This is a genomic window from Flavonifractor sp. An100 (assembly GCF_002161175.1).
Classification (GTDB): Bacteria; Bacillota; Clostridia; order Oscillospirales; family Oscillospiraceae; genus Lawsonibacter.
The window spans coordinates 79,154-100,371 of record NZ_NFMA01000002.1; the positions used below are offsets into that span (position 1 = coordinate 79,154).

General features: G+C 57.5%; 20 protein-coding genes. 12 read left to right on the forward strand and 8 right to left on the reverse strand.

Annotated elements, in window-relative coordinates:
* Positions 1-260 precede the first annotated feature (260 nt).
* The gene (locus B5E43_RS01695; protein WP_158098933.1) at positions 261-2,378 is read right to left on the reverse strand and encodes an alkaline phosphatase family protein; all 2,118 of its coding nucleotides are present in this window, start codon (positions 2,376-2,378) and stop codon (positions 261-263) included.
* Between the two features lie 372 nt (positions 2,379-2,750).
* Between B5E43_RS01695 and B5E43_RS01700 the strand changes: the two genes are divergently transcribed.
* The 12 genes from B5E43_RS01700 to B5E43_RS01755 all read left to right on the forward strand — a co-directional run bounded on the left by B5E43_RS01700 (position 2,751) and on the right by B5E43_RS01755 (position 14,598).
* Complete coding sequence (locus B5E43_RS01700; protein WP_143382920.1) at positions 2,751-3,293, forward strand: hypothetical protein; 543 nt, start codon at positions 2,751-2,753, stop codon at positions 3,291-3,293.
* Positions 3,290-5,056 carry a carbon starvation CstA family protein gene (locus B5E43_RS01705; protein WP_087393035.1) on the forward strand — a complete coding sequence of 589 codons (1,767 nt, stop codon included), beginning with the start codon at positions 3,290-3,292 and terminating at the stop codon, positions 5,054-5,056. The genes B5E43_RS01700 and B5E43_RS01705 overlap by 4 nt, the downstream gene beginning before the upstream one ends.
* A 150-nt stretch (positions 5,057-5,206) precedes the next feature.
* A complete protein-coding gene (locus B5E43_RS01710; RefSeq protein ID WP_158098934.1) occupies positions 5,207-5,884 on the forward strand; it encodes a lysoplasmalogenase family protein in 678 nt (225 codons plus the stop codon).
* A complete protein-coding gene (locus tag B5E43_RS01715; protein ID WP_087393037.1) occupies positions 5,881-6,582 on the forward strand; it encodes a TIGR01906 family membrane protein in 702 nt (233 codons plus the stop codon). Before B5E43_RS01710 ends, B5E43_RS01715 begins: the two co-directional genes overlap by 4 nt.
* A 34-nt stretch (positions 6,583-6,616) precedes the next feature.
* Positions 6,617-7,984: a hypothetical protein gene (locus B5E43_RS01720; protein ID WP_087393038.1), complete on the forward strand. Its 1,368-nt coding sequence runs from the start codon at positions 6,617-6,619 to the stop codon at positions 7,982-7,984.
* A 161-nt stretch (positions 7,985-8,145) separates the two neighbouring features.
* Positions 8,146-8,874, forward strand: coding sequence for an ATP-binding cassette domain-containing protein (locus tag B5E43_RS01725; RefSeq protein ID WP_087393039.1), 729 nt, complete (start codon positions 8,146-8,148; stop codon positions 8,872-8,874).
* A gap of 59 nt (positions 8,875-8,933) precedes the next feature.
* Positions 8,934-9,851 (forward strand): SufD family Fe-S cluster assembly protein, encoded by a 918-nt coding sequence (locus tag B5E43_RS01730; RefSeq protein WP_087393040.1) that lies wholly within the window; start codon positions 8,934-8,936, stop codon positions 9,849-9,851.
* Between the two features lie 17 nt (positions 9,852-9,868).
* Complete coding sequence (locus B5E43_RS01735) at positions 9,869-11,608, forward strand: NAD(P)H-hydrate dehydratase (protein ID WP_242964663.1); 1,740 nt, start codon at positions 9,869-9,871, stop codon at positions 11,606-11,608.
* An 18-nt stretch (positions 11,609-11,626) separates the two neighbouring features.
* A complete protein-coding gene (locus tag B5E43_RS01740) occupies positions 11,627-12,208 on the forward strand; it encodes a hypothetical protein (protein ID WP_242964664.1) in 582 nt (193 codons plus the stop codon).
* Between the two features lie 14 nt (positions 12,209-12,222).
* Positions 12,223-13,374 (forward strand): alanine racemase, encoded by a 1,152-nt coding sequence (gene alr, locus B5E43_RS01745; RefSeq protein ID WP_087393042.1) that lies wholly within the window; start codon positions 12,223-12,225, stop codon positions 13,372-13,374.
* 245 nt (positions 13,375-13,619) lie between these two features.
* Positions 13,620-13,985: a type II toxin-antitoxin system PemK/MazF family toxin gene (locus B5E43_RS01750; RefSeq protein WP_087393043.1), complete on the forward strand. Its 366-nt coding sequence runs from the start codon at positions 13,620-13,622 to the stop codon at positions 13,983-13,985.
* A gap of 85 nt (positions 13,986-14,070) precedes the next feature.
* Positions 14,071-14,598 carry a hypothetical protein gene (locus B5E43_RS01755; RefSeq protein WP_087393044.1) on the forward strand — a complete coding sequence of 176 codons (528 nt, stop codon included), beginning with the start codon at positions 14,071-14,073 and terminating at the stop codon, positions 14,596-14,598.
* Between the two features lie 42 nt (positions 14,599-14,640).
* Here the strand turns inward: B5E43_RS01755 and B5E43_RS01760 are convergent, their stop codons facing one another.
* From B5E43_RS01760 to B5E43_RS01790, 7 genes are all read right to left on the reverse strand, one after another.
* On the reverse strand, positions 14,641-15,192 hold the full coding sequence (locus B5E43_RS01760; protein WP_087393045.1) for a rhomboid family intramembrane serine protease: 552 nt from the start codon (positions 15,190-15,192) through the stop codon (positions 14,641-14,643).
* A gap of 6 nt (positions 15,193-15,198) precedes the next feature.
* The gene (locus tag B5E43_RS01765; RefSeq protein WP_087393046.1) at positions 15,199-16,371 is read right to left on the reverse strand and encodes a phosphoglycerate dehydrogenase; all 1,173 of its coding nucleotides are present in this window, start codon (positions 16,369-16,371) and stop codon (positions 15,199-15,201) included.
* Between the two features lie 79 nt (positions 16,372-16,450).
* Positions 16,451-17,536 carry a 3-phosphoserine/phosphohydroxythreonine transaminase gene (gene serC / locus B5E43_RS01770; RefSeq protein ID WP_087393047.1) on the reverse strand — a complete coding sequence of 362 codons (1,086 nt, stop codon included), beginning with the start codon at positions 17,534-17,536 and terminating at the stop codon, positions 16,451-16,453.
* Between the two features lie 138 nt (positions 17,537-17,674).
* Entirely contained in the window at positions 17,675-19,114 is a 1,440-nt protein-coding gene (locus B5E43_RS01775) for a MerR family transcriptional regulator (RefSeq protein ID WP_158098935.1), read from the reverse strand.
* Between the two features lie 181 nt (positions 19,115-19,295).
* Positions 19,296-19,562, reverse strand: a complete 267-nt coding sequence (locus B5E43_RS01780; protein ID WP_087393049.1) for a pro-sigmaK processing inhibitor BofA family protein — start codon at positions 19,560-19,562, stop codon at positions 19,296-19,298.
* Positions 19,559-19,798: a YaaL family protein gene (locus B5E43_RS01785; RefSeq protein ID WP_087393050.1), complete on the reverse strand. Its 240-nt coding sequence runs from the start codon at positions 19,796-19,798 to the stop codon at positions 19,559-19,561. The genes B5E43_RS01780 and B5E43_RS01785 overlap by 4 nt, the downstream gene beginning before the upstream one ends.
* A 148-nt stretch (positions 19,799-19,946) precedes the next feature.
* Positions 19,947-21,140, reverse strand: coding sequence for an S-layer homology domain-containing protein (locus B5E43_RS01790; RefSeq protein WP_087393051.1), 1,194 nt, complete (start codon positions 21,138-21,140; stop codon positions 19,947-19,949).
* Between the last annotated feature and the right edge of the window lie 78 nt (positions 21,141-21,218).

Sequence of the window (21,218 nt, forward strand, 5' to 3'; positions counted from 1 at the left end):
GAGGTTTCCCTCGCAAAAGAAACGGTATATTTACCGTTTGAATGGTTCGCCTTTCTGCCTTCCCAGGAGGACGTACCCTTTGCACCTGACGCAGAAGGCGTCACCACTGCCAGCCACCGGAGGCGCCCCGGGGATGGCAGACCAAAGACAATCCGCTGTAGGCGGTGTAAATATAAATCAAACAAATACGTTTCCTTGTACAACAGAAGAGGACCCTGACCGGCTTACTGGTCAAGGTCCTCTTCTGGTTTTTTGTGATGTTAAGGCTGCCGAAAATTTTCCAAGCGGCTGTCGTTGGTCCAGCCGGGAGTGAGCTGAAGGGAGAGCCCGGGCTCCTCCTCTTTGGGCGGACCATTAAGTGCCAGGCGGTAGTAGTCGTAGTCCAGAATAACCGCCGAGTAGGCCACCCGGTTTTGCACCTCAGCTACCAGAGAGGCCACGGCGTCTAAATCAGGCTCTTGGCCGTCCCATCGGGTAAACTCATCGGTGGTGGAATTGTAGTAACCGTCCCGGCTGATAAAACTGTAGTTGGAAAAGATCACCAGACCTGGTTTAGAGGAGAGAATATCCTCTCCCATCAGCAGACGGGAGTCATACTCCAGACCAAACAGGTTGGACAAGGTGGGCATTACATCCAGGCTGGAGCAATACTTGCTGACGTGGACCGGTTCCTCCATATCGGCGCTCCAGAGAATTAAGGTGTTCTCATAAATTTCAAACACGGGGTCTACTTCGTGGCCCAACAGCTCACTGTATTCCTCATCCGTCAAGCCGTAGGGGTAGTGGTCGGCGGAGAGAACGATAACGGTGTCCTCTAATTTGCCTGCCTGCTCCAGCTGGTCCATCAAGCTCTCTAACGCCAGCTCCAGCTCCATTTGGCAGGCCAGGTAGCATTTGACCGTATCGCTGTAGGGCAGGTCCTTTACCTCGTCCCAGTGCCGGCGGGACATGGCGTTTTCTTCCAGGGTATAATTCAAGTGCCCGCTTACCGTCAGGCAGTAGACCATGAACGGATCTTCATCCACAAACATGGGGACAATCTCTTCCATCATTTCCAGGTCGGAAGGGGGGAAGCTGTCCGCAGATTCCATTTCCAGTCCCTGGCCCAGAGCCACATACTCATAGCCCATATTGGGATGGGAGAGGTTGCGGTCATAGTAATCATAGAGGTAATCGTGAAAGGCCATGGTCCGGTAGCCCTGCTTTTGGAACTGATTGCCAAGGGCAAAGGGCATGTAGTTCTCAGAGGACTGGGAGTAGCTCCAGACTCCGGACTTTGGAATGAGGCTGGTGGTAGTTACGTACTCGCCGTCAGAGGTGGATACGCCCCAGAGAGGGGTATAAAAATGGTCAAACACAAAGCCCTCATGGGAGAGCTGCCACAGGGTAGGAGTGCGCTCGGGGTCCATGGCCAGGGTGGAAAAGCCCTCCGCCACAATCCAGACCAGATTTTTTCCTTCAAAGTAGCCAGTCCACTCATTTTTAGGAGAGGGCTGGCGCTTAGAAAACCACTGGTGTGCCTCTAGAAGGGTTTCATCCTCCTCCTGCTCCATCAAGGAGTCAAAGTCAATGTCCATAATGTGGTAGTCCTCGGAGGAGGGAGGGGACATGACGGGGGTGGAAATACCGGGCCTGGCATCGGCGGGACGGGACCATTTAATGAGACGGCGCTGGGAGGGGTCATCCGGGTCAATTCCAAAAATTACACGGCGGATTTCCAGCTGGGTTTGGGTCAGCATACCGAAATATTGGGCTTCCAACTCAGGGGTAGCCGTCTGAGTGTAGATATAGCGCAGAGAGAGTACACCGCCCCCACAGAGCATGACGATTCCCATGGTAATCAGCTGAACGAAAATGGCCAGGGCGGCCCAATGAAGGCGGAGTCTTGGAGGCAGGGGTTCAGGGAGGAGAAGCCGGTTACTCAGAAGTATAGAGGCGATCACCGGCAGAAGCATCATAAGAACGGGAAACCAGTTGACAACGATTTCTGAAGTGGCCATATCTCCAAAGGCACCGGCCACCATTGCCATTTTGGTCAAAGAGAAAATGGTCAAAAAGGTTTTAAAAAGGTGGTAGTAGATGGCTTGTGCGCCCAACCAAAGGGAGATAAGGGCGGCACATAAGGGGAGAAGAAACCGGCCAAGACGATGGGGAACTCCTCCACACAGCAAACCGAGCAGCGCAGCCACCGGAATGGTGAACAGTGCAGTAAACAGGGCTCCGGTAGGGGAAACAGATTGAAAGCAATAGAGCTTGAGGAAGAGCTCCTCATAATAAATGATGGTAAAGAAAAAAAGGGACGGGACAGCCAGTCGTTTCCAACGTGCCCAGAGGGGGCCGAAGCCCGCAAAACGGGGCTGGGGTCCGCAATCCTTCATAAACGAGCCTCCTAACGAGGAATCCAGGGGTGTATTTCGTGCGCTATTATTGTAACGGATAGAAAGAGTGGTGTCAATGTAGAGGCGGGTAAGAAAACGGCCCATAAAGGGGAAAGGATTGAGAGAAATAGGAAAAATAGATGAAAATAACGGGGAAAGACCGTAGTATTTTGCTATATAGCTGGGATATTTCCCTTGCAAAGGAGAAAAGAATCTGCTATGATAACCCTGATATTAATAGTTTGTTCATAATTCTGCCCCCTGCGGATGGTAACGGTTCCAATTGAAAGCGTGAAACAGAAGGCAGCCAGGTTTCATGTGGGCTGCTTTTTCTTGTGCCTCGGGGAGCAGAAGGAAAGCGAGGAAGCTCCTTTGTCTCAACTGCGGCAGGCGTTGGTGGAGCACTTAAAGAAGGTGTATTCCGCCTATTATGATATTGAGTCCATAGAGGATGATTCCGGTCTACAGGCTTTGTGTGCCTACCATATGCGGGATAGCCAGTATGTATTGGTAAAGCGGGCGGAGCTCTGGGCAGCCGAGAACCATGAATATCTCTATTTGTGGTCGCTGGAGCAATTAAACGGCCCGGCGCTGGAGAAGATCTATGGGCGGGTACTGGAGGATGGAGAGCCTCGCATTAAGCCCCACGCCCAACACATGTATACCTATTTGACGGCGGTTGTTTTGTATGACCGGGCCGATCCTGGAACCCTGGCCCAGCTGAAAAAGCTGAAGAAGCGCAGGGAATATAAGCTATCGCTCCATGGATGGATGGAGTTTCGAATAGCCGCCGTGGATGTATCCACAGGCGAGATCACCGTTAACCGCAGCGGGAAAACGATCCAAAAGGACCTGAAGCGGTTGACGGAGCGAGTCATTGCTCGCGATGATAAAGGAGAGGAGAAAACTCAATGAATGCAATGCTAGTTGTGATCGTTGGCATTATCATTCTGATCGTAGGATATATTTTCTACGGCGGATGGCTTGCCAAGCAGTGGGGTGTGGATGACTCCAAAGTTACCCCCGCCCATGAACTGGAGGACGGCATGGACTACGTTCCCGCCAAGGCTCCTGTTCTGATGGGCCACCACTTTTCCTCCATCGCCGGCGCCGGCCCCATCAACGGTCCCATCCAGGCCGCTGTCTTTGGCTGGGTGCCCGTGGTGCTGTGGGTACTGGTGGGCGGCATCTTCTTTGGTGCAGTCCATGACTACGGTGCTCTGTTCGCCTCCATCCGCCACAAGGGTCAGTCCCTGGGCGAGGTGGTTGCCCTGAACATCGGCGACCGGGCCAAGAAGCTGTTTTTGGTGTTCTCTTACCTGACTCTGGTTCTGGTGGTGGCCGCCTTTGCCTCCATCGTGGCCAGCACCTTCCAGGCCACCTATGTGGACGGAGTTCTGGATGAGGCGGCTTCCGCCACCAATGCCTCCGTGGCCATGATCTCTCTGCTGTTCATCGTCATGGCGATTCTGTTTGGCTTCTTTGTTTACCGCAAGGGCGCTCCCCTGTCCGTGGCCACCATCGTGGGCGTCATCGGCATCGTGATCTGCCTGGCCATCGGTCTGAAGTGGCACCCCATCTATCTGAGCAACACCGCCTGGATGTGGGTCATCGGCCTGTACATCCTCATCGCCTCCGTGGCTCCCGTGTGGATTCTGCTCCAGCCCCGTGACTACCTCAGCTCCTTCCTGCTGTACGCCATGATGATCATCGCTGCGGTGGGCGTCATCGGCGCCGGCCTCACCGGTGCGGACGCCGCCCACATGGATATGCCCGCCTTCACCGGCTGGTATGACACCCTGGCCCCCACCGGCAGCTCCCTGGGCTATGTGTTCCCCGCTCTGTTCGTCACCATCGCCTGCGGTGCCATCTCCGGCTTCCACTCTCTGGTGGGTTCCGGCACTACCGCCAAGCAGCTGGACCACGAGCGTGATGCCAAGCCCATCGCTTACGGCGGCATGCTCATCGAGTGTGCCCTGGCTCTGATCTCTCTGAGCGCCGTGTCCTTCATCTGGACCGAGTATGCCAACAAGGAGATCGTCACTCCCACCCAGGTCTTTGCCACCGGCATCTCCCGCATGGTGGCCTCCATCCCCGGCCTGGAGGGCGCTCAGAGCACCATCGCCTCTCTGCTGGTGCTCACCGTGTCCGTGTTCTGCCTGACCTCTCTGGATACCGCCACCCGTCTGGCCCGGTATATGTTCCAGGAGTTCTGGCTCAAGCCCGGCGAGACCTACAAGGACGCCACCGGCGCCAAGGCCGTGCTGTGCAACCCCGTGGTGGCCACTGCCATCACCGTGGTGCTGGGCGTTGGCCTGGGCATGACCGGCTACTCCAAGATTTGGCCTCTGTTCGGCGCTGCCAACCAGCTGCTGGCCGCTCTGGCTCTGCTGACTGTGTGTGCCTGGCTGGGCAACATCGGCCGCAACAATAAGATGTTCTACATCCCCATGCTCTTCATGCTGATTGTCACTCTGACCTCTCTGGTTCAGACCGTTTCCAGCAAGGTGAGCGTCATTGCCAAGGCTGGCGGTATGCCTCTGGATGCCGCTGGTGCTTTTGACTGGGGCCCCTATGCCCAGGCTATTCTGGGTGCTCTGCTCTTCGTGCTGGCTCTGGTGCTGGCTGTGGAGGGCTGCAAGACCATCTTCGGCGGCAAGAAGCCCGCTGCCAAGTAATCCAATTGATTCTGGCCTCAAACGGGTCCGGCGTTTGCCGGGCCCGTTTTTTATGCAGTTGTAGCGGAGCTAATTTTATGCTATGATGAATTTGGCTACAATAGATGGAAACTGATGCAGCCCGGTGGGAAGCAGAGGAGGAGAATCAGAGTGCATCAATCCTCGCGGCGGTTTGTTCCGGCGCTGTTTTTGATCCTGGAGACAGGGCTTTACCTGGCCTTTCTGGTCTGGGACCTGAGGGTAGGGGGAGCGGGCTCCAATGGTATAAAATATCTTGGAATTTTGTTGTGCCTTGTGTTTGCTTTGTGGGCCGGAGCCCAGCCGGGAGGAGAGCACCTGACTGGCTTAGCCCTCGCCGTTACCGCAGTATCCGATGTATTCTTGCTGTTGCTGGACCGGAATTATCTGTTCGGTGTAGGGCTGTTCTGTTTGGTGCAGCTATGTTATGGTATTCGCATCTTCCACGCCAACGGTGGGAAGAGTTGGTGGGGACTGCGTCTGGGGTTGAGCGGAGTGGCCTTGGTGAGCTTGCGGGTGTTAGGGCTGTTGAACCGCCTTAACGGACTTGCTTTGGTGTATTTTTCTAACTTTCTATGTAATGTTTTGTCCAGCCTGGGCTGTCGGGGCGTGAGAGCCAGGCAGCTGAGCTTTGGACTGAGTTTATTTCTATGCTGTGATCTTTGTGTAGGTATCTTCCAAAATCCCGCACTAGTCCCGTCCGCTTTGGCAGAGTTTGCGAGAATCGGAATGTGGCTGTTTTATTTGCCAGGACAGGTACTCATTGCGCTGTCTGCCCTGCCCGAACCCACTGGAGGTGTGTTTCCATGAGAACAAGTAAGCCCCTGGCGGTGGTGTTGTCTATCCTCACCGCCTTGACCGTGCTGTCAGGAGCCGTGGCAGTGCCCCTGCTGTGCCGCCCCTTCTATTACGCCCATATCCAGGCTCTGGACCTGCCCGGCCTAACCGGATTGACCGTGGAGCAGATCCGTCAGGCCTTTGATCAGGTGATGGACTACTGTCTGGGCCTGCGCCCCGATTTTGCAGCTGGGGTTCTGTGGTTTTCCCAGTCGGGGGCCAGCCACTTTGCCGATGTCCGAACACTCTTTATTTTGGACCTGTGTGTGCTGGGCCTGAGTTTATTGGGGCTGGCGATTCTGTTTGTCTATAGCCGGAAAAAGCAGGTGCGCCCCTGGTGTTTCCGGGGACATGGTCCGGGCTTTTGGGGCGCCTGTGGGCTGGGAACTGTTTTCTTGGTGATCGGTGGCTTGGCGGCTACCGATTTTGACCGGGCCTTTGTGGTGTTTCACGCTCTGTTTTTCCCGGGAAAAACCAACTGGGTCTTTGACTGGCGGGAGGATCCCATCATTTTGCTCCTGCCTCAGGAATTTTTTCGGAACTGCGCCCTGCTGATTTTTGTCCTGCTGCTGGTGTGGTGCGTGATTTTGGTGGCAGCGGATCTGTGGGCCTGCCGGCAGAGAAAAAAGCGGCTGGAGGCCTGTCCGCCCTGCCTGCGCGCTCAGGTGTGAGAATAGGTCCTGTTGGGAGAAAGGAGTATGTGTCATGAAGCGTGGAACAAAAGCGCTCTCCGCCCTGCTTGCCGCCGCCCTGGTATTTGGTTTTGCACCCCCTGCCCGCGCGGCTGGGGAAGTGACCGGCTATGCTCTGTATACGGATATTGTGGCCCAGGTGGACGGGCACTCCATCCCCTCCTATAATGTGGGGGGGCGTACTGCCGTGCTGGTGAAGGATTTGGCCCAATATGGACTTTATGTCTACTGGAATGAGGATGCCCGTACCGCTTATGTCTGGCCGGGTGCTGTGGCCCCTGGCGGACAGCAGGAAATCCGAACAGACTATGAGCCAGCGGCTCCGGAGGGAAAGGTGGGAGACCCAGCCTATCCCATTTATGCTTCTGACACCAAGGTGGTGGTGGCCGGAGAGGAGAAGGAGTCCTTCAACATAGGGGGACATACTCTGGTCTATCTCTCGGATCTGGAGGCCTTTGGCACCCTGACCTGGAACAACGAAAGCAGGTTAGCAGGGCTGACCCTGGAAGACCCAGTGGAGCTAGCCCTGGAGCGGAAGGAGACGGAGTTGAAGGAGGCGGGGCTGTCCTATACCTTTACCCGCTACCCCGGCCCAAAGGGAACTTTGGCCGTTTACAGCCAGGGAGGCACCCCCCACGGCAGCAGCTGTATGATGCTCTATGTCCATGAAACAGGAAAGCAGACCCAGCTGGATGAGCTGTTTCCGGTGTGTGGATTTGGAGCTCAGTATTATTTGACCCCCAGGGACATTCAGTTTGATTCCGCAGGAGAGAGCCTCACCTTCCTCACTCCGGTGAAGGAGGAGGTCAATGGAGAGACGGTGGAGTGGGGCGATACCCGCTGCACATTTAATACCCTAAACGGAACCATGACCTCCATGGTCCCTGTGGGCAAGCCTCTGGAGCAGTGGGAGTTGACCGCTTATATCCCTGATACTGCTACCCAGTCCCAGGACGGCAGCCTGTATGTAGCGGTGACCAAAGGGGAAGGAGAGGCAGCCGCTTCTTTTTCTGAGGCATCTGTTCCTTATGAGAAAATCCGCCTCCAGGTGAGCCAGAGTGGAGTGACAGTGGTCCACGAGACGGGCGGAATTGAGCCAGAGGGGGCAGGAGAGACTGCCTATGACCGGGCGGAGCAGGCGCTCATGGCCTTGGGACTGCCCCGTATTACCCAGGACGGATTTCAAAAGGTAAATACCCAGGAGCAGAAGGAGGCAGCCGGGCACTGGTTTCAGGTCACCAAAAACGGCCAGCCGGTGACCGGTGTGCTGTGGTGGGGCCAGGGGAACGGCCATGTGGATTTGAACTTTGACTTTGATGGGGCCCAGACTCTGACCGACGGCGACCTGCTAGAAATCCGCATGGGGGAGCTGGACGACTGAAAATGGTAAAATACCGTTAGACAAATCCCCACGATAGTGGTAGAATAGAGGCGCTTCCTGTGTGGGGAGCGCCTCTTATTTTGTTTGGAGGCCCCCAAACGGGGTAAACTGAACTATGCCAACGGCTGTTTTGGGCCGGAGCTATATGACGGAGGAGTTCCATGTTAGAATTACAGCATATCAGCTATGACGTGGAGCAGGATGGAGACAACAAGGGGATCCTGCATGACATCAATTTGACCATCAGTGAGCGGTTTGTGGCCATCACCGGCCCAAACGGTGGTGGAAAATCCACTCTGGCCAAGATTATCGCCGGTATTTTGACTCCCACCCAGGGAAGAATTTTGCTGGATGGAGAGGATATCACGGACCTGGGTATCACGGAGCGGGCCCATAAGGGGATCAGCTTTGCCTTTCAGCAGCCGGTCCGCTTCAAGGGGCTGACGGTAAAGGACCTCATTACCCTGGCCAGCGGAAAAAGCATTGGAGTGCCCGAGGCCTGCAATTACCTTTCTGAAGTGGGCCTGTGCGCCAAGGACTATATTGACCGGGAGGTGGACGCCTCCCTGTCCGGCGGTGAGCTCAAGCGCATTGAGATCGCTATGATCATGGCCCGGAGCACAAAGCTGTCCGTCTTTGACGAGCCCGAGGCGGGGATCGACCTGTGGTCCTTCTCCAACCTGATCCAGGTCTTTGAGCACCTGCACGAAAAGATCAACGGCTCCATCCTCATCATCTCCCACCAGGAGCGGATTTTGAACATCGCGGACCGAATTGTAGTTCTGGCGGATGGCCGAGTACAGCAGGACGGAGCCCGTAAGGATATCCTGCCCAGCCTTTTGGGCGGGTCGCCTACGGTGTGCAGCGCTCTGACTGATAAGGTGCGGTAAATTTGAAATAAGGGGCGGATGGGAATCCGACCCATTGCCCAAGGAGGAATACAGCGACCATGGACGCCATACAAAAGAGCCTGCTGGAGCAGGTAGCGGAGCTTCATGAGGTCCCGGAGGGGGCCTATAATATCCGGGCCAACGGCAAGTCCGCTGCTCGGAATACCACAGCGAACATCGATATTGTTAGCAAGACGGACAAGGACGGCATCGACATCATCATTAAGCCGGGCACCAAGAATCAGTCGGTGCATATCCCCGTGGTCCTCAGTGAGAGCGGCCTGACGGAGACGGTATACAACGACTTTTTCATCGGAGAGGACTGTGATGTGACCATCGTGGCCGGCTGCGGCATCCACAATTGCGGGGTACAGGATTCCGAGCACTCGGGCGTCCACACCTTCTATGTGGGGAAAAACGCCAAGGTGCGCTATGTGGAGCGTCACTATGGCGAGGGAGACGGCCAGGGGGAAAATATTATGAACCCTACCACCGTGGTGGAGATGGCCGAGGGAAGCTACATGGAGATGGAGACCACCCAAATTAAGGGGGTGGATTCCACCGTCCGTACCACCCGTGCCAAGCTGGGCCCCGCCTCCACCCTGATTATCAAGGAGAAGGTGATGACCCACGGCAAGCAGCTAGCCAAGTCCGACTTTACGGTGGACCTGGACGGGGAGGACTGCCACACCAATGTGATCTCTCGCAGCGTGGCCCGTGGGGATTCCAAGCAGGTATTTTTGGCCCGGATCAATGGCAATGCCAAGTGCTACGGCCACTCTGAGTGTGATGCTATTATTATGGACAACGGGGTGGTCTCCGCCATTCCGGAGGTCACTGCCAACTGCCTGGACGCCAGCCTGGTCCATGAGGCCGCCATCGGTAAGATCGCCGGGGAGCAGCTGATCAAGCTGATGACCCTGGGCCTGACCGAGAAAGAGGCGGAGGAGCAGATTGTCAACGGCTTTTTGAAGTAACAACCGGGAGGGGGCGTATGGAGATACGCCCCCTTTTTGTCCGAAGGGGCCTGCGGGCCGGAAAGGGGCGGGGAAAAATGAGACGGCTGGCCACCATGGCTCAGATGAAGGAGATGGACCGTATCGCCATCCAGGAGCGGGGGATCCCCTCTCTGGAGCTGATGGAGCGGGCCGCCCAGGCGGTGGCCAAGGTGGCGGCGGATCTGGCAGGAGTTGGAAAGACGACAGGAGAAAAAGCGGGCAAAGTGTCCGGCACAGGGCTTATCTTTGCCTCTTCCAGCGGAACGTTCACCAAAGAGGAAGAGCGGGAGCTGGAGGAGCTGCAAAATATCTTGGAATCCAAACAGACCGCCTCCGCTCCCCGGGTGGGGGTGTTCTGCGGTCCGGGCAACAATGGCGGAGACGGAGTGGCCGCTGCCCGCATCCTGCTGGAACAGGGCTGCCAGGTCCGGGCTTTTTTGGTGGGTGACCGGGCCAAGATGACCCCGGATGAGCGGGCCATGGAGGAAAAGCTCGTTGCCGCGGGGGGAAATCTGGAGCCCTTCGATCCCTCCCATCAGCCCACTATGGTCTGGCTGTCCACCTGTGACTGCCTGGTAGACGCCCTGTTTGGTGTGGGGCTGAAGCGCCCGCTGGAGGGTGATTTTTTGGCGGTGGTGGAGTGGCTCAACCGCCAGCACGCCCCGGTGGTAGCCTGTGATATCCCATCCGGACTGCATGGGGATACCGGTGCGATTCTGGGCCAGGCGGTGCGGGCGGCAGTCACCGTCACCTTCAGCTATCCTAAGCCCGGCCTCTACCTGGGGGAGGGGAGAACCCGGTCCGGCCGGGTAAAGGTGGCCAGGATCGGTATTCCCCATGAGGTGTCAGAGCAGGTGTTTGCCGCCTCCGGTTCTCCGGTAGGGGTGATGGAGCGGGGGATCTATGTACTGCCCGCCCGTCCTCGGGCTGCACACAAAGGGGACTTTGGAAAGCTCTTTCTGCTGTGTGGCAGCCAGGGGTATACAGGAGCCCCCGTGCTGGCTGCCCAGGCGGCGGTGCGCACCGGGGCTGGACTGGTATTTTTAGGGGTGCCCCCGGAGATCTACCCCATTGTGGCGGTAAAGTGTGACGAGGCCATGCCCTTTCCTTTGCCCGACTCCTACGAGGAAATTATAAAGAAGGCCCGCAGCTGTGATGTGGCTCTGATCGGCCCCGGACTAGGGCGGAAGCCAGAGACCGAGCAGCTGGTGCTGCGCCTGCTGGCCGACCTGGAGATCCCTGTGGTGCTGGACGCCGATGGCATAAATGCCTGTGCCGGGCATATAGATAGTCTGGACAAACGTTCCGCACTGACGGTGCTCACCCCCCACGACGGGGAGTTCCAGCGCCTGACGGGCTGTGAGCTGCCCATCCAGGACCGGCTGACGGCAGCCCGGAATTTTGCCCGGGACCATGGCTGTGTCCTGGTACTGAAGGGCCACGCCACGGTCACAGCGGCCCCTGACGGGACGGCCTGGGTGAATGCCACGGGCAATCCTGGAATGGCCAAGGGAGGCTCTGGGGACGTGTTGGCTGGAATGGTCGCTTCGCTGCTGGGGCAAAAGCACCTGCAAACCGGTTATCCAGCGGAGTGGGTGGCCCGGGCGGTGTGCTACCACAGCATGGCGGGGGACCGCTGCGCCCGGGAGCTGGGGGAGTATGCCATGACTCCCTGTGACCTCATTGAGGCCCTGCCCCGCCTGCTGCGGGAACAGGAAGAGAACGGAAAGTGGTAAAATAAGGGAGGACATATCGTGCGCAAGGTACTGCTTTGCGTACCAATGATGACCCTTCTGCTGACGGCCTGCACGGCAGGCCCAGCAAAGGTGAGCCCGGCGGAGGAACTGGCCCTGGCCATTCGGGGAGAGTACCTGGAGTCCACCGCATGGACGGCCCAGGTGGAGATCACGGCGGACTATGGACAGCGGGTTTACCAGTATGAACTTACCGCGTCCAGCGATGGAGACGAGACGGTCCTGACCCTAACTGCCCCGGAGACCGTAGAGGGGATTACCGCCCGATTGACACAGAAAGACGGGGTGTTGGAATACGACGGCCTGTCGGTGGAGACAGGACCGCTGGATGAGGATGGCCTCACTCCGGTGTCCGCTCTCCCGGTGCTGATGGAGACCGCTCGGAGTGGGTATGTGATAGCCTGTTCTTTGGAGGAAGAGACTTTACGGGTGGATTGCGGTGACCCGGAAGGGACGCCGGGAGAGGGGCGGGAGGTATCTTTGTGGTTTGATGCCGGCACCCACGCCCTGGTCCGGGGCGAGATCCGGTCGGACGGTTTTCGGGTGATTGCCTGCGACTATTTGAGCTTTACAAAGGAGTAAGGAGGAGTTCCGGGATGGAGCTGACACATATGAGAACCTGGGCGGAGATCGATTTGGACGCCCTGGAGCACAATTACCACACCCTGCGCGCGATGGCTCCTGCGGGCTGCCGTTTTTTGGGGCTGGTGAAGGCCAATGCCTACGGCCACGGAGGGGTTCCCGTGGGGAAAAAGCTGGAGGAGCTGGGAGCGGATATGCTGGCAGTGGCCTGTGTATCGGAGGCGGAGGAGCTGCGCCAGGGCGGAATTACCCGGCCCATTTTGTGTTTGGGGCAGACGCCTGTGGAACTCGCCCCCCTGCTGGTGGATTTGGATGTGACCCAGACTGTGGAGGACCTGGAGACAGGTAAGGCCCTCTCCCAGGCGGCGCAGGCAGCGGGCAAGACGCTGAAAATCCACGTGAAGCTGGATACGGGCATGAGCCGCCTGGGCTTTTTGTGGCGAGCAGGAGGGGACAACAGCCGCCTGTTGGAGGATATTGCCGCCCTGTGTGCTCTGCCCGGGCTGGAGGCGGAGGGGCTGTTTACCCACTTTGCCGATGCCGACGGCAGTGAAGCCTATACTATGGACCAGCTCACCCGGTTTTTGGACGCAAAAAAGGCTCTGGAGGAGCGGGGGATTGGATTTACAATTTACCATTGCGGGGCAAGCACCGCTGTGTTACACTATCCCTGTACCCATATGAATATGATCCGTCCCGGTATTGCCCTGTATGGCTACTACCCTGCCCCCGAGCTGGCGGGGTTGGATGGCCCTGGACTGGAGCCGGTGATGGAGGTAAAAAGCCGCATTGCGGCCGTACGGAAGGTCCCGGCCGGCACCTGTGTCAGCTATGGCCGGACCGCTGTGCTGAAACGGGATTCCCGTCTGGCGGTGGTGCCCATCGGCTACGGAGACGGCTATCCACGACAGCTGTCCAACCGGGCGTTTATGGAAATCCATGGAACCCTGTGCCCGGTGGTGGGCCGAATCTGTATGGATATGTGCATGGTGGATGTCACCGACCTGCCTGAGGTGAAGGCGGGAGACGTGGCCGTGGTATACAACGGGGCCCTGCTGGAGCAGGACGCGGAGATGGTGGGAACCATTGTGTACGAATTGCTCTGTGATGTGGCCCCGCGAATTCCCCGGGTCTACGTGCAGGGCCAGGGGAAAAAGAAGCTGTGAAACATCCAAAAACGGATGGACAGGCGTTTGCAACGGTTGTCCGCCTCCTGGACCGCCGCTTTTCCTCAGGCATAGAATGGCTTGGAGCGGAGGGCGGGTGTCCTCGGGCACAAGGAGCGGCGGGCACGCCGTGAAATTCAGGTATAATTCCCGCCGCTGCGTGGGAGAATCATAGTACAGCGTTACATATGACCTCAGAAAAGGCCGGTAACGCGTGCTATCCTTCCAGCGGAGTGTGAACGTATGTGGAAAACAGTGTGAAGCGAGGCGACATCTTCTACGCCGATTTAAGTCCGGTGGTAGGCAGTGAGCAGGGGGGCGTCCGGCCAGTGCTCATCGTGCAAAATGACACGGGCAATCGCCACAGTCCCACCGTGATTGCCGCGGCCATCACCTCTCAGACAGAGAAAGCCCGGCTGCCCACCCACATTTCCATTTCCCCCGTCAGCTGTGGGCTGCCCAAGGAGTCGGTAATCCTGTTGGAGCAGGTGCGTACTCTGGATAAGCGGCGGCTGCGGGAAAAAATGGGCCGGCTGGACGATGGGGTGATGCGTCAAGTGGACACCGCCATTGCCGTCAGCTTTGGCCTGCATCCGGAGACCATGGTGTAGAGATGAACGGGAGCTGCCCCCTACGGGCGGCTCTCCTACATAAGAACAAGAGGGCCAGGCCCGCAAGAGACAAAGGAGAATCGCTATGAAGAGACAACCCAAGTGGATCGCTCTGACCACGGCTATTACGATGGCTGTGTTGTGCGGCGGGGCGGCTCTGGCCGCCAGCGGGGATAAGAACGATCCCCTGGTGACGACAAGTTATCTGGAACAGACGGTGATTCCGGATGTGGTCAGCCAGGTGGAGACAAAGATGACTGCCCGTCAGGAGGAACTGTCCAAAGACTTGGCCAATCAGATTGCCCAGTACAAGCAGGATGTGGCTGGCGGTTCAGGCTCTGGCAGCAGCGCGTCCTATACATTGGTCACCCTCACCAGCGGCCAGACCATGGCGCTGGATGTGGGCTGTGAGGTCATGCTGCGAATCGGCACCGCCACAGTAAAAGCGGCCACCAGTCCGGCTTTGGTGGATATTTCCACAGGCGGGACCATTGAAAATGGGGCCTCTCTGACCAAAAACCATCTGTATATGTCCACGATAGCCGATCGGACGATCACTCCCACGGCAGCCACGGTGAAGCTGTTGGTGCGGGGCGGCTATTCAGTGAAATAAGGAAAAAAGCCGGCGGACTGTATCACAGTCCGCCGACTTTTTTTATCGTTTCATTCCAAAGCCCAGTCCAGCGCCGCATAGACCTCCCACAATATGAGTCAGGTGTGACACGTTATCCTGGGTTGTTATTCCATCTATGACCTCGCCACCCAGGTAGAGAATCACTACCAGGATGAGAGTCAGGGGGATGAAGCCCTCCCGCATACCGGCCAGAGAGGAGAGCACGATCAGCATAAATACGATCCCGCTGGCGCCCAGCAGTGCGGTCCCCGGGACGAAAAGAACCTGGACCAGCCCGGAGACCAGAGCGGTGACAAGGATGCACAGCAGCAGACGGCGGGAGCCGTACTTCTCCTCCAAGGGCGGCCCGATGACCAGGAAAAGCATCATGTTTCCCAGGTAGTGGGCATAGCCCGCGTGGCCCAGTACATGGCCCACCAGACGCACATAGGTCAGCGGGTCGGAGAGCGGGCTGCGGTAAACGCTGAACAAATGCCAGGTGGTCCAGCCCCCGGATACCCAGCCCAGGATCAGGGCGCCCAGAGAGGCCAGGGCAAAGGTGAGAACCACCGGGGAATTGTATTGAATACGCAAGGCCGGTTAGTGGTTCAATACCCGGACACGGATGACGCCATCAATGGACCGCAGCTCATCGGCCACCTGGTCAGTGATGCGGGTATTGACATCAACCAGAGTGTAGGCGTAGTCCTTCTTGGACTTGTTGGTCATGTTTTCCACGTTGATACCGTCGTCGGAGAGGGTGGACATGATCTGGGTGAGCATGGCGGGGACATTTTTGTGGATGATACACAGCCGGGCGGTGCCGCTCCAATCCTGAGAGACATTGGGGAGGTTCACGGAGTTTTTAATGTTGCCGTTGACCAGGTAATCCTGAAGCTGACGCACCGCCATAACAGCGCAGTTCTCCTCGCTCTCCGGGGTAGAGGCGCCCAGGTGGGGCAGGGCGATTACGTTTTTCACCGTGGCAATCCGATTGTTGGGGAAGTCGGTGACATACTTGGCAACCCGGCCCGATTCCAAAGCCTCGATCATGTCATCCTCGTTGACCAGGCCGCCCCGGGCCAAATTGAGTACCCGGACCTGTCCCTTCATCTTGGAGATGGCCTCGGCGTTAATAAAGTCCTTGGTGGAGCTGTTGTAGGGAATGTGGATGGTGACATAGTCGGAAACTCGGTAGAGCTCGTTGATATCCTTCACCACATGGACATGGCGGTCCAGACGCAGAGCGGCGTCCACCGAGAGGAAGGGGTCATAGCCGTATACATCCATGCCCAGATCCAGAGCAATGTTGCACACCAGAGCACCGATGGCACCCAGTCCGATGACACCCAGGGTCTTTTTGTAGATTTCCGGGCCCACAAAGGCGGACTTGCCCTTTTCCACTGCCTCGACCACATCCACCTTGGGGGTGTGGGCCTGCTCCTGCACCCAGTCTGCGCCGCCCAGTAGGTCACGGGAGGCAATCAGCATGGCGGCCACAACCAGTTCCTTTACGGCGTTGGCATTGGCTCCAGGGGTATTGAAGACGACGATACCGTGCTCGGAGCAGCGGTCGATGGGGATGTTGTTGGTGCCGGCGCCCGCCCGGGCAATGGCACGCAGGGCGTCGGGGAAGGGGTAGTCGTGCATGGGAGCGGAACGGACCAGAATGCCGTCCTCGTTCTCCAAGTCATCGCCCACCTGAAAACGGCTTTTATCCAAATGATCCAGACCGGTGCTGGAAATCTTATTCATTGTTTTGATACGATACATGTCTAATCCCTCTTTTCCAGAAAAGGGGCAAAGGCGGAAACAACCGGTTCCGCCTTTGGCCTATTTCAGTAATCGTAGCTTAGTTATTTTGGTCGAAGGCCTTAATGAAGTCGCACAGCTTTTCCACGCCTTCCACGGGCATGGCGTTGTAGATGCTGGCCCGCATTCCACCCACCTTGCGGTGGCCCTTCAGATTGACGAAGCCGGCCTGGGTGGCCTCCTGGACGAATTTAGCGTCCAGCTCTTCGCTGCCGGTGCGGAAGGTGACGTTCATTCCCGAGCGGGAGCCCTTCTCGGCGGCGCAGTGGAACAGGCGGGAGTTGTCCAGGGTATCGTAGAGCATGCCGGAGCGCAGCTGCTTCAGCTTCTCCATGCCGGCCAGACCGCCCTGCTCCTCCACCCAGTCCAGAGTCAGGCCCAGCATGTAGATACACCAGCAGGGCGGGGTGTTGTACATGGAGTCTTTCTCGATCATGGTCTTGTAACTCATAATGAGGGGGGTGTAGGGCAGCTCATGGCCGGCCAGCTCCTCCTTGATGATGACCACGGTCAGGCCCGCAGGGGCCATGTTCTTCTGGGCTCCGGCGTAGATGAGGCCAAACTTGGACACATCTACGGGCATGGACAGAATGTCGGAGGACATGTCGCACACCAGAGGGACGCTGCCCGTCTGAGGGACATAGCCCCATTCGGTGCCGTAAATGGTGTTGTTGGCGCAGTAGTAGAAGTAGCTGGCCTCCGGGTCCAGATCCAGCTGATCCTGGGTGGGGATGTAGGTATGATTTTTGTCCTCTGAGGAGGCGGCCACATGGACCTGGCCGTATTTTTGGGCCTCCTTGCAGGCAATGCTGGAGAAATTACCGGTGACGGCGTAGTCCGCTTTTCCGGTTTTTCCGATGAGGTTGAGGGGAATCATGGAAAACTGGCCGGAGGCCCCGGTCTGGAGAAACAGGATCTTGTAGCCCTCGGGCACATTCATGATCCGGCGCAGCTTAGACTGGGTCTCCTCAAAAATTTGGAGAAAGACCTTTGAGCGGTGACTCATCTCCATCACTGACATGCCGGAGCCCCGGTAGTTGGTGATTTCTGACCCGGCGCGCTCCAGTGCAGACAGAGGGAGCATAGACGGGCCGGCGGAGAAGTTGTAAACACGCTGGTCGCTCATTTGGGAGAACCCCTTTCAAAATAAAAATTGCCCCGCTCCGAAGGAAGGGACCGGGGCAATTTTTTATTATAGTGAAGAAAAAAGAGGGTGTCAATGGCCGGAGAGGGAAAAGAAACAGATTTTGCCATTTAAAATCGGTCAAAGAGCCTGAATGGAGAAGGAAAGCTGGAAGGATTGTGTCTGGCCATCCTTGGGGAATAGAAGATCGTCAGCTCGGATGTAGCCCTGCGCTTCCAAATCATAGGTTACCTGCCAGCCATCCACTTCCCAGGTGTAATGGCCGTTTTCAGCCTGGTTCAGCTCCCGGAGCACCTGTGTGGCGGGGGAGGAGGAGAGAAAGGAGCGGTGGCCCAGCAGGGCGTGGAGCAGGTAATTTATTTTTAGAAGGGGAATGGCTGGAATAGAGTCCTCGTCCTGGGTGTTTAGGGAGAAGGATATCCCGGTGACCAGGCCATCCTGGGATTGAATGGAGATGGGGACCGGATCTCCACCGAAAACGTTGAAAACGAAGGCGTTGGGATCGGTCTGGACCCAGGAACCGTCTGCCTGCAGACGGTAGGCGGGGGACTCGGGGGCGGCGTCAAAGAAGGAGAGGTGGTTATAGTTGTCGGCCAGCTGTTGGGGGGTGAGGGGACCGTGGTACCGGGGACCGGCAGCAAAGAGTTCAACCGCCATAGTCAGTCCAATGAAAGCCAGGTAGGTGCCCACCAGCCCGGCCACCCGCAGGGCGTGTCCCTTCTGCTCCCAGAAGGGGACCTTGCCGTTGGTGCCGTCGCTCCAGGCCTCATCCTCCAGGGCCCAGGGCTGCTCCACCCTGTGGCGGCAGCGCAGATAGGACAGGATGTTGGTAATTCCGCCAACCAGGGGCAGACGGAATCCCTCACCCTTGACCATCACGCCGAGAGTGCGCTGGCAGGCGTCGGGCAGGGAAAAGAAGCTGCCGTCCGACCGGGTCAGGCGCAGGCCCATGATCCATTTGCCTGGCGTGGAGCCCAGGAAGTGGAGACACAAGGTCTCCATGGCAAGCTCCAACCCCATGGCGGCAAAGGTATGAAAGCAGTTTTCCAATCCAGTGCGGCTGAGAATATTGGCTCGGAACATGAGGGCAAGGGCGGCGTTCCACAGAAAAAAGCACAGTCCAAAATCCACAGTCCGGGCCCAGAACCGCCGCCAGGGACAGGAAAAGCGCAGGTCGGAGACCTCCTCGGGGGGGCAAATGTCGGGAGAGAGGGGATAGCGGCCAGGGTCCAGCCCCATCCAGTCCACCCGGTCGGCCTGGAGCTGACGGCACAGGCGGATAGCCTGCTCCGTATCGCTCTGGTGCTTCATCAGCTCGGTCAGCCGCCGTTCCAGCAGGTAGTCCAGGGACAGCTCCCCAGTCTGGAGGGCGCGAATCTCCTCCAGGGAGCAGTCCAGCTGCCGCAGCAGCTTGATCTTCTCCAGCACAGCCAGGTCATCCTGGGAATAATCCCGGTAACCGTTATCTCCCCGGCTGGGATGGATCAGCCCCTGTGCCTCGTAAAAGCGGACATTGGCCCGGGGCAGTCCAGTGATGGTTTCAATTTCCTTAATGGTCATAGAGAGGGCCCCTTTCCGGATGGTATCTGGTTTCTTTACAGACATTGTAAGGGGTAAAGTCTCTTTACAGTCAAGAGGAATGGGAAACTTTTGTATTTTTATTATAGATTTCTTACGTCCTTTATGCAAGAAAAACCGCCTGGCAGGGCCAGACGGCAACCAATCGGATATCAATTCAGGATTATCTTAACGCCCACTGAACCATGAGTAGCAGTCCAAAGCCTGGAACACCCAATATGCCCAAAACCAGGGCGTTGACCAGATTGACGCCCAAAGTGACTCCGGTAAAGGAGCCGATCTGGGCGAACAGTGCCAGAGCGGCCAGTCCAACGGAAGAGCGCAGGATCAAACGGATGAGTTGAGCCAGGGGGCGGTGGAGGAGGAGCAGGGCGGCGCACAGGAGCAGGCAGGCCAATCCCCAGGCGGTGTAATCGGGCAGAGGCGTCATGGCGCGCCCTCCAGCTCCTTTACCCGGCGGAGCAGATAGTTGTAGCGGGCCTGTAGGGCGTTGATCTCAAACACGTAGGATTCAATGAGATCGCTGTCATTGGCGCTGTTGAAGCTGCCGTAGGCCTGGTTGATCAGGGTGCGGGTGTGGGCCAGGGAGGACATCAGTTCCCGGCGTTCCGCATCCCTGGGGCCGTCCGGACGCCGGAAAAAGAGGGTGCGGGCCGGTTCCGGCATAGGAATCACTCCTTTCACATGTAGCTTGGATGGTACCATTGTATGGATAGTCTGGACAAATATGCCACAGTTTAAACGGGAAAAAGAAAAATGGACTGCCCGGCTTTCCGGACAGTCCATTCAAGTAAAAAATAATTTGAGACAGAGGTTAGGACACTACCATGGTTTGGCAGAAGGTGCGCAGCACAACTGCCAGTTCGGCCCGGCTGATGCCGTTGCCCGGGCGGAGGGTGCTGTCACTGTAGCCGCTGAGCAGGCCGTTGGCTACCGCCCAACCCAGACCCTCCCGGGCCCAGGAGGAGGCGTTGACGCCGTCGGAAAAACCGATCAGAGATTGGGTACGGCTGGTGTCCAAACCGGCGTAGTTGGCGTACTGATAGAGCACCAGCGCCAGCTGTTCCCGGGTGAGGGGATTGTCTGGCAAGAAGCCGGCTCCGGAACCGCCCATCAGACCCTCCTGGGCACACCAGGCGACAGCCTGATAATACCAAGAGGAGGGGGCCACGTCAGAGAATCCCGGATCCTCTCCCTCTTGGCAGCCGCCCAAACGCCACAGGATCTGGGCCAGTTGAGCACGGGTCACGGTTCCGTTGGGGGAGAAGGTGTCCGCTCCGGTACCGAAGAAAAAGCCCTCTTCCAGGGCATACTCCACTGCATCGTAATACCAGGAACCGAAGGGGACATCGGAGGGAATGATCACAGAATCAAAAATCCGCAGGTAGTAGCTCAGCACATATTCCTCCTGGTCAGAGGAAGAAGGGTAGTGCAACGAGACCAGGTAAAGGACAGATTCCACTCCCGGCAGAGTTCCTCCCGCCTCGGGCAAGGTCTGGCCGCTGCCCTGGGTGTTGCGGGCCTTGAGCACTTCCTGCCCCCGGGCCAGTAGGGTGTCGGGAGAGAGAATGTAGGTCTGGCCGTTGGTCAGGGGATAAGTGGTTCCTTGCCAGGGGGAGAGCTGGCCGTCAGGGGTCATCACATCACATATGGAGTGGGTCTCTCCGTCCAGCATCTCGTAGACCCCGTCTTTGTTCAGATCAGTGAGGTAGTCGACCTCAACCCATACACCGTTGGCCTTTGGTTGAATGAAAAAGGAGGTGTCGCCCGCGACCCGGTTGATGTTGCAGCTGTAGCGAACGGCATCGTCCTTTTGGAAGGCTCCGGAGCTGTCAGTGCGGTAGAGCTCCACATGGAGTTCTATCTCCGGGGCATCAGAGGTCTCCGCGTCGATTAAAAATGAGGCAAAGCTCTCCGCCAGAGGGTCAGCCGCCTGGGCGGGAAGGACCAAAGAAACGGATAGGATGGCGGCCAGAGACAGGCACAGCCATCGGTTTAACTTTCCCATGAAAAGGCTCCTTTCAGTGAAAAATGAAACGATACGGTTGCTATTATACCCAAAAAATTGGGAAATAGCAAGTGCGGG